The sequence below is a fragment of the Mesorhizobium robiniae genome, assembly GCF_040545535.1.
GTDB lineage: Bacteria > Pseudomonadota > Alphaproteobacteria > Rhizobiales > Rhizobiaceae > Mesorhizobium > Mesorhizobium robiniae.
In genome coordinates this window covers 690218-704269 of sequence record NZ_JBEPMC010000002.1, presented here as the reverse complement: position 1 = coordinate 704269, position 14052 = coordinate 690218, and the positions used below count along the sequence as shown (strand labels likewise).

Annotated in this window: 16 protein-coding genes, 1 tRNA gene and 1 pseudogene; 8 read left to right on the top strand and 10 right to left on the bottom strand. The window is 61.6% G+C overall.

The annotated features are described in order from the left end of the window. Positions 1–49 precede the first annotated feature (49 nt). The 3 genes from ABID19_RS07725 (at position 50) to nhaA (ending at position 3394) form a co-directional block, all read left to right on the top strand. Positions 50–1375: an ActS/PrrB/RegB family redox-sensitive histidine kinase gene (locus ABID19_RS07725; protein ID WP_354489501.1), complete on the top strand. Its 1326-nt coding sequence runs from the start codon at positions 50–52 to the stop codon at positions 1373–1375. A 63-nt stretch (positions 1376–1438) separates the two neighbouring features. After that, positions 1439–2002 carry an ActR/PrrA/RegA family redox response regulator transcription factor gene (locus ABID19_RS07720; protein WP_354489329.1) on the top strand — a complete coding sequence of 188 codons (564 nt, stop codon included), beginning with the start codon at positions 1439–1441 and terminating at the stop codon, positions 2000–2002. A 195-nt stretch (positions 2003–2197) separates the two neighbouring features. Then, complete coding sequence (gene nhaA, locus ABID19_RS07715; protein ID WP_354489326.1) at positions 2198–3394, top strand: Na+/H+ antiporter NhaA; 1197 nt, start codon at positions 2198–2200, stop codon at positions 3392–3394. Between the two features lie 310 nt (positions 3395–3704). Here nhaA and ABID19_RS07710 read toward each other — a convergent pair whose 3' ends face one another. From ABID19_RS07710 to ABID19_RS07700, 3 genes are all read right to left on the bottom strand, one after another. Further along, positions 3705–4205: an MmcB family DNA repair protein gene (locus tag ABID19_RS07710; protein WP_095484288.1), complete on the bottom strand. Its 501-nt coding sequence runs from the start codon at positions 4203–4205 to the stop codon at positions 3705–3707. Positions 4206–4620: 415 nt separating this feature from the next. Next, positions 4621–4803, bottom strand: coding sequence for a hypothetical protein (locus ABID19_RS07705; protein ID WP_354489325.1), 183 nt, complete (start codon positions 4801–4803; stop codon positions 4621–4623). A gap of 181 nt (positions 4804–4984) precedes the next feature. After that, on the bottom strand, positions 4985–5506 hold the full coding sequence (locus tag ABID19_RS07700) for a hypothetical protein (RefSeq protein ID WP_354489324.1): 522 nt from the start codon (positions 5504–5506) through the stop codon (positions 4985–4987). A 132-nt stretch (positions 5507–5638) separates the two neighbouring features. Here ABID19_RS07700 and ABID19_RS07695 point away from each other — a divergent pair. Beyond that, a tRNA-Phe gene (locus tag ABID19_RS07695) sits at positions 5639–5728 on the top strand. Positions 5729–6052: 324 nt separating this feature from the next. On the opposite strand, the gene ABID19_RS07690 is transcribed toward ABID19_RS07695, so the two are convergent. Both ABID19_RS07690 and ABID19_RS07685 read right to left on the bottom strand, forming a co-directional pair. Beyond that, positions 6053–6994 (bottom strand): IS1595 family transposase, encoded by a 942-nt coding sequence (locus ABID19_RS07690; protein ID WP_354489322.1) that lies wholly within the window; start codon positions 6992–6994, stop codon positions 6053–6055. Between the two features lie 98 nt (positions 6995–7092). Next, positions 7093–7392 (bottom strand): DUF1330 domain-containing protein, encoded by a 300-nt coding sequence (locus tag ABID19_RS07685; protein WP_354489320.1) that lies wholly within the window; start codon positions 7390–7392, stop codon positions 7093–7095. A gap of 151 nt (positions 7393–7543) precedes the next feature. Between ABID19_RS07685 and ABID19_RS07680 the strand changes: the two genes are divergently transcribed. After that, a complete protein-coding gene (locus ABID19_RS07680; protein ID WP_354489318.1) occupies positions 7544–7870 on the top strand; it encodes a GYD domain-containing protein in 327 nt (108 codons plus the stop codon). Positions 7871–7887: 17 nt separating this feature from the next. Here the strand turns inward: ABID19_RS07680 and ABID19_RS07675 are convergent. Next, positions 7888–8067 (bottom strand): annotated as a pseudogene (locus tag ABID19_RS07675) (MerR family DNA-binding protein); the annotation flags it as partial. Between the two features lie 190 nt (positions 8068–8257). On the opposite strand from ABID19_RS07675, the gene ABID19_RS07670 reads away from it, so the two are divergent. Beyond that, entirely contained in the window at positions 8258–8875 is a 618-nt protein-coding gene (locus ABID19_RS07670) for a L,D-transpeptidase (RefSeq protein ID WP_352934434.1), read from the top strand. Positions 8876–8976: 101 nt separating this feature from the next. Here the strand turns inward: ABID19_RS07670 and ABID19_RS07665 are convergent, their stop codons facing one another. From ABID19_RS07665 to trpS, 3 genes are all read right to left on the bottom strand, one after another. Continuing rightward, a complete protein-coding gene (locus ABID19_RS07665; protein WP_095493837.1) occupies positions 8977–9546 on the bottom strand; it encodes a NifU family protein in 570 nt (189 codons plus the stop codon). A gap of 184 nt (positions 9547–9730) precedes the next feature. After that, entirely contained in the window at positions 9731–10222 is a 492-nt protein-coding gene (locus ABID19_RS07660) for a universal stress protein (RefSeq protein ID WP_354489316.1), read from the bottom strand. 88 nt (positions 10223–10310) lie between these two features. After that, on the bottom strand, positions 10311–11393 hold the full coding sequence (trpS, locus tag ABID19_RS07655; protein WP_354489314.1) for a tryptophan--tRNA ligase: 1083 nt from the start codon (positions 11391–11393) through the stop codon (positions 10311–10313). A 430-nt stretch (positions 11394–11823) separates the two neighbouring features. Here trpS and ABID19_RS07650 point away from each other — a divergent pair, with 430 nt between their 5' ends. After that, entirely contained in the window at positions 11824–12069 is a 246-nt protein-coding gene (locus ABID19_RS07650) for a type II toxin-antitoxin system VapB family antitoxin (RefSeq protein ID WP_027142906.1), read from the top strand. Continuing rightward, entirely contained in the window at positions 12069–12473 is a 405-nt protein-coding gene (locus tag ABID19_RS07645; RefSeq protein WP_354489311.1) for a type II toxin-antitoxin system VapC family toxin, read from the top strand. Before ABID19_RS07650 ends, ABID19_RS07645 begins: the two co-directional genes overlap by 1 nt. Here the strand turns inward: ABID19_RS07645 and murJ are convergent. Further along, the gene (gene murJ, locus ABID19_RS07640) at positions 12448–14046 is read right to left on the bottom strand and encodes a murein biosynthesis integral membrane protein MurJ (RefSeq protein WP_354489310.1); all 1599 of its coding nucleotides are present in this window, start codon (positions 14044–14046) and stop codon (positions 12448–12450) included. The two genes, ABID19_RS07645 and murJ, sit on opposite strands and share 26 nt — an antisense overlap. Positions 14047–14052: the final 6 nt, after the last annotated feature.

Genomic DNA, 14052 nt, shown 5'->3' with positions numbered 1-14052 from the left:
CTATGCGGAAGAACTGGACCATGTCCTTTCCCGGCTATAATCCTTGACCATGATAAACATCCTGCAGGCGCCCGACTTCCAGCAGAGCCAACGGCTGCGCCTCAACACGCTGATCAGGCTGCGCTGGCTTGCCATTGTCGGCCAGAGCCTGGCGGTTCTCGTCGTTGCTTATGGGCTGAAATTTCCGCTGCCGGTCAGCCTCTGCTTCGCGCTGATCGCCTGTTCGGCCTGGATGAACCTGTTGCTGACATTCCGGTATCCGGCGGCGCATCGGCTCACGCCGCTGCCGGCTTTTGCCATCCTGACCATCGACAGCCTGCAGCTTGCCGGCCTGCTCTACGTGACCGGCGGCCTCACCAATCCGTTTTCGGTGCTGGTCACCGTGCCCGTGGTCATCTCGGCGACGTCGCTGCCGCTGCGCCTGACCGCCATCCTTGGCGCGCTGGTGATGGTGGCGGCAACCTTGCTGGTCTTCTTCCATATGCCGCTGCCCTGGTATGAGGGCGCGCCCCTGGAGATGCCGTTCATTTATGTCGCCGGCATATGGATGGCGGTCTTTTCCTCGATCGCCTTCACTGCGATCTACGCCTTCCGCGTGGCCGAGGAAGCTCGCCTGCTCGCCAACGCGCTTGCCGCCACCGAGCTGGTGCTGCAGCGCGAGCAGCATCTATCTGCCCTGGACGGTCTCGCCGCCGCCGCCGCGCATGAGCTGGGCACGCCGCTTGCCACCATCGCCCTTGTCGCCAAAGAGATGGAGAAGGCGCTCCGCAACGATCCGAAATATGGCGAGGACGTGACGCTGCTGCGCTCGCAGAGCGAGCGTTGCCGCGAAATCCTCAAGCGGCTGACCAGCCTGTCGTCCGAGGGCGAGGCGCATCTCTCGCGTTTGCCGCTGACCTCGCTGGTCGAGGAGGTGACGGCCCCGCACCGCGATTTCGGCATCTCGATCAAGCTTCGCCCCGGCGAGCGCATCGGCGCCGAACCGGTAGGACGGCGCAATCCCGGCGTCATCTACGGCCTCGGCAATCTGGTCGAGAATGCCGTCGATTTCGCCCGCAAAACCGTCACCGTGCGCTGGAGCTGGAACGAGGCCACTGTCACGTTCTCGATCATCGACGACGGGCCGGGTTTTCCTCCCGAAATCATCGACCGCATCGGCGAACCGTATATGTCGACGCGCCAGGGCACCGAGGCCGGCGGCGGCCTGGGCCTGGGGCTTTTCATCGCCAAGACCTTGCTGGAACGCTCGGGCGCCACGCTCGATTTCCGCAATTCAAACGAGCCGGGTGAGGGCGCCGTCGTGCAGATATCGTGGCCGCGCAGCGTCTTCCTCAATCCTGATTCGGCTGCGGCCACCATGTTTGACACGGCGTGAATTGGACAATGGCGCTCCGAAACTATATCTGCGTAAAAATCAGGCAGCAGGAATTTTACGACGATGAGCAGCGACGAAACGATTGGCGCAATGGTTGAGGGCGAGGACACCTCGCTGTTGATCGTCGACGACGACAAGCCGTTTCTCACGCGCCTTGCCCGTGCCATGGAAACCAGGGGTTTCGTGGTCGAGACGGCCGAGAGCGTCGAGGAGGCCGTGGCCAAGGCGCGCGCCAACCCGCCGGCCTACGCGGTCGTCGACATGCGGCTCGCCGACGGCAACGGCCTCGATGTCGTGGCCGCCATCCGCGAAAAGCGCGACGACGCCCGCACCATTATACTCACCGGCTATGGCAATATCGCCACCGCGGTAACGGCGGTGAAGCTGGGGGCCGTCGACTATTTGTCGAAGCCGGCCGACGCCGACGACGTTTTCGCGGCCCTTACCCGCACCGCGGGCGAACGCGCCGCACCGCCCGAAAATCCGATGTCGGCCGACCGCGTGCGCTGGGAGCACATCCAGCGCGTCTACGAAATGTGCGACCGCAACGTCTCCGAGACCGCGCGCCGGCTCAACATGCACCGCCGTACGCTGCAGCGGATACTCGCCAAGCGCGCGCCGCGCTAAACCTGGCTTCGTCATCCTTGGGCGTAGCGACGCGAAGCGGAGCGAAGATGGGCGTTTCGGCCAATCTCCGAGGCATGCGGTCTGCCAAGGTGAACTCTATACGAATCGAGGAAACTAAGCGCCTTGCGTCGCCAGCAACGCCTGCGCATCATCCCGCAAGTGATTCCGTCCGACCGGGGAGATGGCGGAGGCGACATGCAGGACGACAAACAACGGCCGGTCTCAATTTTCCGCGAATTCCTCGATAGCGAGGCGGCCGGCGGCATCATCCTGATGGTGGCGGCAGCACTTGCCCTGATCGTCGCCAATTCGCCGCTGGCCGAAACCTATTTCGCCGCCCTTCACGCCTATCTGGGACCGCTCAGCGTATCGCACTGGATCAATGATGGTCTGATGGCCGTCTTTTTCCTGTTGGTCGGCCTGGAGATCAAGCGCGAGATGCTGGACGGACAGCTCTCGACGTGGCCGCGGCGGGTGCTGCCCGGCGTCGCCGCCGCCGGCGGCATGCTGGTGCCGGCGCTTGTCTATGTCGCCATCAACCGCAACAACCCAGCCGCTCTGTCCGGCTGGGCGATCCCAACCGCCACCGACATCGCCTTTGCGCTTGGCGTGCTGTCGCTGCTTGGCAGCCGCGTGCCGGGGTCGCTGAAAGTATTCCTCACCGCGCTTGCCATCATCGACGACCTTGGCGCCGTCATCATCATCGCGGTGTTCTACACAAGCGGCCTGTCGCTCGCCTATCTCGGCGCCGCTTTCGCCGTCATCGCCGTGCTCATCGTGCTAAACCGCATGAACGTGCTGGCGCTGCTGCCCTATCTCGTGCTTGGTGCCGTTCTGTGGGTGCTGGTGCTGAAATCGGGCGTCCACGCCACGCTCGCCGGCGTGGCGCTGGCCCTGACCATACCCCTGAAGGTCACTCCGGGCATCAGCCATGATCTCGACCATTCGCCGCTGCACCGGCTCGAGCACGGCCTGCACAGAATAGTGCCGTTCGTCATCATCCCGATCTTCGGCTTTGCCAACGCCGGCGTTTCGCTGGCTGGCCTCAGTGTTGCCGCTCTGTTCGAACCGCTGACGCTGGGCGTCGCCGCTGGCCTCGTCGCCGGCAAGCTGGTCGGCGTGTTCGGCTCTTCGGCGCTTGCCATCCGGCTCGGCTTCGCCGACCTGCCGGTCAATGCCGGCTGGCTGCACATGGTCGGCATTTCGCTGCTCTGCGGCATCGGCTTCACCATGAGCCTGTTCATCGGCCTGCTCGCCTTCGCCAGTAACGTCGAGCTGCAGGACGCGGTGAAAGTCGGCATCCTTGCCGGATCCTTCATTGCCGCAATCCTCGGCGCCGCCGTGCTGCTGGTAGCGCCGGCCGCGAATGGGGCGGACGAGGACGAAGAGTAGAGCGGCTTGCAGCTCTTGGGTTCCTCGCCCCCGCGAAGCGGGGGAGAGGTGGCCCGGCGCAGCCGGGACGGAGAGGGGGACGGCGCTCGCGAAACCAGAACCCGTCAAAGGGTACAAGATTGGCTCATCAGGAGCCCCTCGAGACAACGAACTCCGGACGCCGCGAAGACCCCTCTCCGTCCCGGCTTCGCCGGGCCACCTCTCCCCACTTCGTGGGGCGAGGAACCAAACTCTGCGAAAGCAGCCAAATTTTTGAGTGGAAGAGGAGTGGCGGCAGCCCGATGACGGGCGGCAGCGCAAACGTCGAGAACTACTCGCTCTCGCCCTCCAGTGCCGGCACCGAAACGCCGGCGAGTTCCGCCGCGAGCAGCCGTGACGCACCGGCCCGCGCGATCCTCAGCATCAGCGCCTTGCGCGTCGCCGCCGCCATGCGGTGCTCGGGCGCATCGCGCAGGATTTCGGCGCCATAGCCGTCGGAAAGGATGAAACCGCATTCCTGCGGAAAGATCTCCGAGGGCACGCCGGGATGGGTGGCGAAGAAGAAGCGGTCGGAGTGCAGCCGGTAGTCAGGCCATTTGCGGTCGACCCTGAAATCCTCGATCGAGGATTTGATCTCGATGATCCAGATGTCGCCCTGTCGGGTCAGCGCGACGAGGTCGGCGCGGCGGCCCGTCGCCAGCGACAGTTCGGGCAGCACATGCGCGCCCATTTCCTTGAGCAGCCGCTGCACGCCGCGCCGCACCAGCATGGCACGTTCCGACTGGCGGCCATCGATCAGGGGGTTGAGGGGGACGGGCGAGATGATTGGCATGGCGGCACCATGCCAGATTCTGTTCACGGTTTGAACCCGTTTCTTTGGGGCGATTATATGGTTGACAAACCCAATGACAGCGACCCAATTGGATGCTAGTCTCCCTTCGATTTTGGAGGGGTTGCGTAATGTCGATCATCATATACCGCAGCGCATCGAGCACAGGGGATGCTAGGCGCACAGCCAAGGGTAGGATCGTAGTTGGCCAACGGAAACCAGATTTGGCAATCACATTTGGTTCTGGAACCTATCGCCGTTCCACAGATTGGGAGGTCTTGGTAGGCTACAGAGATTTCAAGTCGCTGGCCAAAGCAATGATGGAGGCCAGCCCCAAGAGCGCTCGCGCGGCTTTCTCTGCCGCCCTAGCAAGCACTACCCAGCCGTAGGGAACATCCGCTACAGGAGTTGGCGCAACCTAGCTCTTTCCGGCTTCGCGCTCCCGCCGCACAAACTCTTTTATCTGTTCGGGCGTAAGTTTCTTGGCCTTGGCGATCTTCTGCACAATGGCCTCGAAAGCGGCGTCGGATTGATCGGTTTTCAGTTCGCGAGCGGCTTCGCGGAACTTGTCGATCTGCGGCTTATCCGCTGATTTAGGCATAGGAATATAGACTCCGATTCGCGCGTATGCTAAACGAATGGGCGGGGAGTGATCCCCGCCCAAACTCTATCTTATGAGGCGCGGTTGGGAATAGCCCGCCGCGCGCGGTAAGTGGAGCATGGGTAGCTCCAGTCTCCCGGTAACTGTCCAGTACCGGGTCTGGCCGCCGACCAGCGGAAGTTCAGCCATTCAGAAGGTCTGACTGGCTCTCGATAGACGAACCTGGCAGTTCGTCGGTGACTTCGGAGGCCTCTGCATCCAGTGCGGAGGCCTTATCTTTTGGAAGGGTATAAAGGCCGTCTGGCGTCTTTTCCAATTCATCGCGTTTCATCATTCGCCACGCGATTGGCCCTACCGCTTCCGCCGTAACTTCCGGCCAGTAACGTTTGGCAATTTCGTCCCTTATCTCACTTGGGGTCAGGCCTCGCCGACCTTGGCGATAATGCACAACCAGCGCCTCGGTAATCATCGTGGGCATAGGCGGCAGATCGTTGGGTTTTGTGGTGCGGCCAGTTTCCGGCAAAACATGGCTAACCGTGGCGGGCGCCGTTAGGCCCATAAGCTTTGCGACCGTCCGTTCAGTTACATTCAGTTCGGCGATTTCAGTTTCCAGCCGCGCGATTTTGGCCACCAGCTTCTCACGCTGGTCCACGAGGTCGGCGCGCTTTCGCCGAATCGTCTCGATGTCGATCATATCGCTCATGCCATGCCATCTATCAGTTGGAGGATACGATTGCAACGGCTATGGGAAGATATGCATGGCTGTGACGCCATGTTCTTATTTTCTTCTCTTGGCAGCTTGACTCCCGTCAACGAGTCATGACTATGGTCGGCAGGTAGGTTGGCTGAGCGGTTTAAGGCAGTCGCCTGAAAAGCGACCGGACATTTGCGTGTCCCGGGGGTTCGAATCCCTCACCTACCGCCACTGATTGCAACGAACGCGCGTTGCGAGGAGGGTTACCGATGGGCGGGGCACGCAAACTTGGCCCCGCCTATTTCAATTGAAACGCAACCTTTTATCCATTATGTTGTTGTGAATGACGACAGGGTACGCAAACCTCTTAGGAGGACTCTGTTCGTCTAGGTGCGATTCAATTCGCATCTCTCAGCCGTAAGGCTGGGTGGCGGTAGGTGAATACCAAACGAAAAGGGCTGGCCTCGCGGTCAGCCTTTTTTGTTTCGGCGCCTAGCATGTCGCCACAGCGGGAACTCTAACTGCACTGCCTTTCGGAAGTGCGTCCGCTTCTCGTCAAGCAGGTCTATGATAGGTGAGGCGCTTCCCAGCGGCACCCTTGAGCGCGATGAAAGCGCGCGTGCCGTCATCAACGCCCATGGCAATCCGGTTCGAATAGCGGAAGTCGAATTCAGCCAAATAACGGTGCAGATGGTGTTCGGCGCAATGCTGGTAAACGCCCTTCATGCCGCGCTTGAAGATCGAATAGAAGCCTTCGACCGTGTTGGTGTGGACGTTGCCGCGAACGTATTCGTCCTTGGAATGCGTGACGAAATCGTGCGAGGCGAATCCCTGGCCGACGCGGCGATACAGGCCAGCCTCGTCAGTCATAAGAGCGCTTTCCTTGGCGATGTTGGCGCGAACGATTGGCATGATCGTGCCAATGCGGGCGGTATCGACGTGGAAGGAACGTGCGCGACCGCCGCGTTCGACAAGCGTAACGACAGTGTTCTTGTGAGCGCCACCGCCACGCTTAACCGTCGTGCCAGCCAGACGGCCGATGTAGGTTTCGTCAGCCTCGACTGTCTTGCCGTTGCCGCCAAGCGGGGAGAGATCGCCAGACGCCATTGCAAGGCGAATGCGGTGGCATAGGAACCAAGCGGCCTCATAGGTGCATTCGAGTATGCGGTGCATCTGGTGAGCGCTGATACCCTTCTTAGAAACGCTCATGAGATGGATAGCCTGTAGCCACTTGGTGAGCGGCAAATGGCTTTCCTCGAAGATCGAACCCATGCGGACGGTGAACTGCGAGCGGCAAGCGCCACACTTATAAAGACCGTGACGCTCAACGCCGTTTGGGTTCTTCTTGGAAGGCTTGGTGCGGACGCCCTTCAATTTGTAGTGCTTGTCCACGGAACCGCACTTTGGGCAAACCGGACCATTCGGCCACAAGACCGCCTCGACATGCTCGAAAGCCTTGGCTTCGTCGTGGAATTCGGGGCGGGACAGAACGGACATGGGAATCTCCTATGCCGTTACCCTACGTAATCAGGCTGGGTTTGTCAACCAGATAATCGCCTTCTTTGGGGCGATTATCCGGTTGACAAACCCGGCCTTCAACCGGCGGGGATCACGCCCTCCAGCGCAATGATTCTCGTCCTTGCGCAGCGCTCGCGGATAGCTTTGAGCCGGCTATATTCTGGAGAGCCGTACCAGGCCATGAGGGAGGCTATTTCCGGGAACTCGACAATGACCAGGCGATGAGGTTCCCAATTGCCTTCCAGCACTTTGGTGGCTCCGCCGCGAGCAATGTACCTTCCTCCATAGCGCGCTTCGGTTGCTGGTATATCCCGGCGGTATTCCTCGAAAACGGCGGCATCGGTTATGTCTACATCAGTGATGAGATACGCTGCCATTGGCCTTACTCCCTGACGAAAGCCAGTGAAGCACCTCCATTAGCGGCCCCGCAACTAAGCCAGCGGGACTACGCCTCGGAAACGACTCGCCTTCTCCCTGTATCGGGCGCTTTACTACAGCGTTGGGGGCAGCTCTGGGAGGAGATGAACCATGCCGATGTATCTCACGCAATTCAGCTACAAGCCCGAAACCTGGGCGCGCCTAATCGAAAACCCCGAGGATCGACGCGAGGCGGCCCGTTCCTACATCGAATCAGTGGGCGGAAAGCTGCACGGGTTCTGGTACGCCTTCGGAGAGCACGATGGCTGGAATCTGTGGGAGGCCCCAGACAATGTTTCGATGGCATCTGTCATGCTGGCCATCGGTGCCGGAGGGGCGCTCAACTCGTATCAGACCACCGTCCTCCTGAGCGTCGAAGAGACGATGCAAGCGCTTGGCAAGGCAAAGTCGATCCGGTATCGCCCGCCGGGGTCGTAAGCGCCGCCCGTTCGCGGCTTCTGCAAGGTCGAGCGCATCGACTGCGGCTCGCGCACCTTCTCCTCGATTGCCGTCACATGCGCGGCGGCGATCTCGCGCACGTCATTGGCTGGCGCGCCTGCGGTCCTGGTAGAGCGCCATCAGCTGGCGGCAGTCGTCGATGGAAGATTGCGCGCACGGCACAGGGAAGTCAGCCGGCCCATTGAATTTCCTACATAATCTTATGATAGACGTTGCCGAAAAGCCACAGGTGCGGACTTACCGTCATGTAAGCCCCTGCATATAGGCATCGCGCGCTTGGCAAGCAAAGCAAATGCCAGCATGAATGATGGTGACAAAGCGGCCGTCTCGAGCCGCTCTATTTCGGGCGGGGCATCGGACCTTTTCATGCGCATGAAGCCATTTGCAATCGTCGCCGCACTTGCGCTGTCGGCCGCTATCGCTGGTTGCAGCACCATCGGCTCGCAGATCTTCACCAACAACTATGGCGCGATGACCGATGCCGGCTATCGACTGCCGCGCATTCCGATCGAGAAGGTGCCATCCAAGTACCGCCGGCAGGTGGTCAGCTACGACACGGATGAAAAACCGGGCACCATCGTCGTCGATACGCAGAACAAGTTTCTCTATTACGTCATGGGCGGCGGCGAGGCGATGCGTTACGGCATCGGCGTCGGCCGCGAGGGTTTTGAATGGCGCGGCACCGCCCGCATCGCCGTGAAGCGCGAATGGCCGACCTGGACGCCGCCTTCGGCGATGATCAAGCGCCAGCCGGAGCTCGCCAAGTTCGCTGGCGGCATGGAGCCCGGATTGACGAATCCGCTCGGCGCGCGCGCCCTTTATCTGTTCAACAGGGGCGGCGATTCCGGCTATCGCCTGCATGGCAGCCCGGAGTGGAACTCGATCGGCAAGGCGATGTCGTCGGGCTGCATCCGGCTGATGAACCAGGATATTATCGACCTTTACGACCGCACCTCGGTCGGTGCCAAGGTTATCGTTCTCTAGAGCTCATACGCGGACCGTCTAGGCAACAACTGACGTCCAAAAACAGAAAACCGGGCAATTCGGCCCGGTTTTTTGTTGTCGCGAGAAGGCGAATGGAGCCCTTAAGAGACCTGTTCGACCTGCTGAACCTCGGGCACAAAATGCCGAAGCAGGTTCTGGATGCCGTGCTTCAGCGTCGCCGTCGAGGACGGGCAGCCGGCGCAGGCGCCTTTCATGTGCAGGAATACGGTGCCGTTTTCGAAACCCCGGAAGGTGATGTCGCCGCCGTCCTGAGCGACAGCCGGGCGCACCCGCGTGTCGAGCAGTTCCTTGATGGTGATGACCAGCTCCTCGTCGGCCTTGTCGTAGAATTCGCCGGTCTGGCTGGTCTCGGCGGCGGGACCGGCCTTGGCCATGACAGGCGCGCCGGACATAAAGTGTTCCATGATGGCGCCGAGGATCGCCGGCTTCAGATGCTGCCAGTCGGGACCGTCCTTGGTCACGGTTACGAAGTCATAGCCGAAGAAGACGCCAGTGACGCCCGGGATCTCGAACAGCCGGCCGGCCAGCGGCGACGCTGTGGCGGCGCTGTCGGCATCGCGGAAATCAGCCGTGCCTTCGACAAGCACTTCCTTGCCGGGCAGGAACTTCAATGTCGCCGGATTTGGCGTCGATTCGGTCTGGATGAACATGAACGTCTCCGTGCCCATTCGGGCAGATAGTTTGGAATAATTCTAAATAGGCCTTATCGGCAGGACATTCAAGCGAAAGCCATCGCTGGAACGGTATGGCTGGCGGAATGTTGTGCTAGCGCCCTAAAAGCTTTGAGATGTCGAGATTCAGGTCAGGCCGACCTCACCTGAATATCAGCACACCTCAGGCGAGGCTGTCGATTTCTTCGTCTGACAGGTTCTGCGGCACCACAGTCACCGGGATGGGGAAGGCGGCGCCCTTGCCGGCGACCGCGCCGACCAGCGGCCCCGGCCCCTCCTTGCCGGCGCCGGCGGCCAGCACGAGAATGGCAATGTCCTGGTCTTCCTCGATCAATTTGTGGATCTCCTCCGTCGGCTTGCCTTCGCGCACCACCAGTTCCGGCTCGATGCCGAGTTTCTGGCGCACCTTGTTGGCATAGCTGTCGAGGGCCGCGCGAGCCGTCGCCATAGCCTCCTCGCGCATGATCTTCTCGACACCCAGCCAATGCTGAAAATCGTCCGGCTCGATCACATAGAGCAGCACCAGCACGCCGCTGGTGCTCTGCGCGCGCTTCGAGGCGTAGACGACGGCCCGCTCGCATTCGGGCGTGTCGTCGATGATCGCCAGGAACTTGCGGCGATGGCCGGCTTCGCGACTGAGGCGTTTGGAGACCATATTCTACCTTCGATGGTTTCGGTCGCAATCTGCCACCGCCACAGCCCGGCCGCAAGCGACCGGCGGATGTAGCGCTATCGGGTGCAGATTAGCTTTGCAGCAGGCCGATAATGTCGCGCACCGTCTTCATCGTCGCCTCGGCCAAGGCGCCGGCGCGCTCGCCGCCATCCCTCAGCACCGCGTCGACATAGGCGCGGTCGTCCGAAATGCGGCGCATTTCACCGGCGACCGGCGCCAGTTTTTCCACGGCAAGGTCGGCCAGCGCCGGCTTGAACACCGAAAACTGCTGACCACCGAACTCTTTCAGCACCGCCTCCTTCGATATTTCGGCGAGACCCGCATAGATGCCGACGAGATTTTCCGCTTCGGGCCGGTTGGCCAAGCCGTCCAACTCCCCGGGCAATGCCTCGGGGTCGGTCTTGGCCTTGCGGATCTTCTTCGAGATGGTGTCGGCATCGTCGGTCAGATTGATGCGCGACAGGTCCGACGGATCCGACTTCGACATTTTCTTCGAACCGTCGCGCAGCGACATGATGCGCGCCGCCGGTCCGCCGATGATCGGCTCGGTCAGCGGGAAATAGCCGTTCACCGTCTCTTCGCCGACCCTCATCTCGACGCCGACGCCAAGGACGGCGATGCGGTCCGAAAAGTCGTTGTTGAATTTCTGCGCGATGTCGCGTGTCAGCTCCAGATGCTGCTTCTGGTCCTCGCCTACAGGCACGTGGGTGGCGCGATAGAGCAGAATATCGGCTGCCATCAGGCTCGGATAGGCAAGCAGCCCAAGCGAGGCGTTCTCGCGATCCTTGCCGGCCTTGTCCTTGAACTGCGTCATCCGGTTCATCCAGCCGATGCGCGCCACGCAGTTGAAGATCCAGGCAAGCTCGGCGTGCTGCATGACCCGCGACTGGTTGAAGACGATGTGCTTCGTCGGGTCGATGCCGGAGGCGAGAAACGCCGCGGTGATCGCGCGCGTCTGGTCCGCGAGATCCTCATGCACGAGCTGCGCAGTCAGCGAATGCAGGTCGACGACGCAATAGATGCAATCGGAGGTATCCTGCAGGGCGACGAATTTCTTGATAGCGCCGAGATAGTTGCCGAGATGCAGATTGCCGGTCGGCTGGACGCCGGAAAAGACGAGCGGCTTGAAGGCGAGTGGCTCAAAGGCGGGCATGATGTCCTCATGGCTTGTGGAGGGCCGTTTCGCGCGCGGCGAAAGTCTTTCGACGGCGCGCTTATGGACGAGAGCGAGGAGCGGATCAAGAGGCTGCTGGATAGACGCAGGGCTTCGGACTCAGCTTGGCAAAACGCCGCGGAAGGCACCGTTCGCTGAAGCATGAAATGAAAAACCCGCCTCGCCGGCGGGCCGTTGGCGCAACTCCGCACCATGAATAAATTCCTAGCATAGCTGCCGTCACCTGTCAAGTTGAAACTACCTACAGTTGGGTCCATCAAGGACAAGGCAGGGGCGCCTTGCGGCCAGCCCTCTCCTCCTCGGGTTGAGGGCGGTCGAAATCGACAATCGGCCGCCTCAGGTACGTTGACACAATAATGTAGATAGCTACATAATCTTATCTACATTATTCGACAAGGCAAAAGTGCCAATGACAATCAACATCAACAACAAGGAGGCAGACAGCCTGACGCGCGCCTTCGCGAAGGTCGAGGGCGTCGGCATCACCGAGGCGATTGTGATCGCCATGCGTGAAGCTCTGGAGCGCCGGCGTAATCGCGAGACGCCGCTTGAGACGGCGGCACGGCTCCGGGCCGAGTTCGGGATTGAGTTGAGCGAGCAGGCGCGCAACCCGCTGCCGCGCTCGGTCTATGACGAATTGTCCGGCGAAGACTGATGTTTGTCGACGCAGCCGCTATCGTCGCAGTGCTGAGCGACGAAGCCGAAGGCCAGCGCTGCGCGCAGGCGGTCATGGAAGCGTCGGCTCCATTCACGTCGGCGATTGCGGTTTGGGAAGCCGCGATGGCGCTTTCGCGACCGGAAAAGCTGGCCATACCGGTCGCCCTAAGCCTGAAGATTGTCAGCCGTTTTCTCGAAGAGCGGGCAATTGCCTTGCGGGAGCTTCCGCCTGCCCCTGACGCAACGTCTCTGTCCGTTGAGGCCGCGTCGCGGTTTCGTAACAACGCTATCCGCCTGAACATGGCGGACTGTTTCCACTATGCTTGCGCGCGTTATTACGCCGTTCCGATGCTTTCGACGGCGGACGAATTCCGGCTTACGGATCTGGAGACCGTCCCCTGACAGGCGGTGATCCCTTCCGCGCCATATTGCGCCGGATCATGCCGAAATCGGCGCCGCCGGTAGCGAAGGCGGTGACGAAATAAAGCAATGCCCCGCCGGCGACCAGCGCAAGAAGCGTCGTAGCCTTGACGATCAGTGGCGATCCCGAGGCAAGCCTGGCGGCGAACCAGTGCTCGGCAAAATAGAGCGCCGCGCCCATCACCGCCGCCGACAGCACCAGCCGGGGGATGCGTCTCATGAGTGGCACGTCGCGGCCCCAATGGCCGCGCCGGATCAGCACGCCGAGCAGCATCAGCGCATTGACCCAGCCAGCGACGGCCGAGGCGACGGCGATGCCCGGCGCACCCATCGACGGAAACAGCGTCAGCGCGGTGGTGATGTTCACCGCCACCGAGATGGCGGCGAAGATCATCGGCGTGCGCGTGTCCTCGCGGGCGAAATAGCCCGGGGTGAACGCCTTGATCAGCACGAAGGCCGGCAAGCCCAGGCCGAAGATCGCCAGGATCGCCGCCACGATTGGCGTCGAGCCGTTGGCGGCAAACGCCCCGCGTTCGTAGACCAGCCTCACGATCGGCTCCGACATGACCAGCAGTGCCGCCGCCGCCGGCAAGGTCAGGAACAGCGTGAACTCCACCGATCGGTTCTGCAGATTGGCCGCTTCGATCAGGTTGCCCGACTTCAGCGCCCGCGACAGTTCGGGAAGAAGCACAATGGCGACGGCCACGCCGACGACGCCGAGCGGCAGCTGATAGATGCGATCGGCGTAAGCGAGCGACGACACTGCGCTGTCCTGCGCCGAGGCGATTGCCGTGCCGATCACCTGGTTGATCTGGGTGATGCCGCCGGTGATCGCAGCCGGCAGCGCCAGGATCAAGAGCCGCCTGACATTGGGCGTCATCCTTGGCCGGCGGAAACCGATCGAGATGCCGGCATGGCGCACCGCAACCCAGACGATCGCCAGTTGCACCAGCCCCGCCGCCAGCACGCCCCAGGCCAGCGCGAAGCCGACAGTGCGCGCATCCGACCCCTGGTGCCAGGCATAGGCGAGCACGCCGATCAGGATGACATTGAGGAACACCGGTGCCACCGCGGCGGCGAAATAGCGGCGCAGAGAATTCAGCATGCCGGCCATCATGGCGCCGAGCGACATGCAGATCAGGTAGGGAAACATGATGGTCGCGAGCCCGACCGTCATCTCGAACTTTCCCGGCGTGTCGGCAAAGCCCGGCGCCACCAGGTAGCGCACGATCAGCGGCATCGCCAGTTCCATGGCGATGGTCAGCGCCAGCAGCGCAGTGAACAGCACACCGAACACCTCTTCGGAAAAGCGCTTGGCGCCATCGGTGCCGTGCGTCTCGATTTCCTTGGCGAAGAGTGGCACGAAGGCGGCATTGAAGGCGCCTTCGGCAAACAGCCGGCGAAAGGTGTTGGGGAACTGGAAGGCAGCGTTGAAGGCGTCGGCGATCGGTCCGGTGCCGAGTGCCGCCGCCATCAGCATTTCACGGACAAAACCGAGAGCGCGGCTCATCAGCGTGCCGGAGGCCACCGTCGCGAATTTTTTGATAAGGCTCATTTGTGC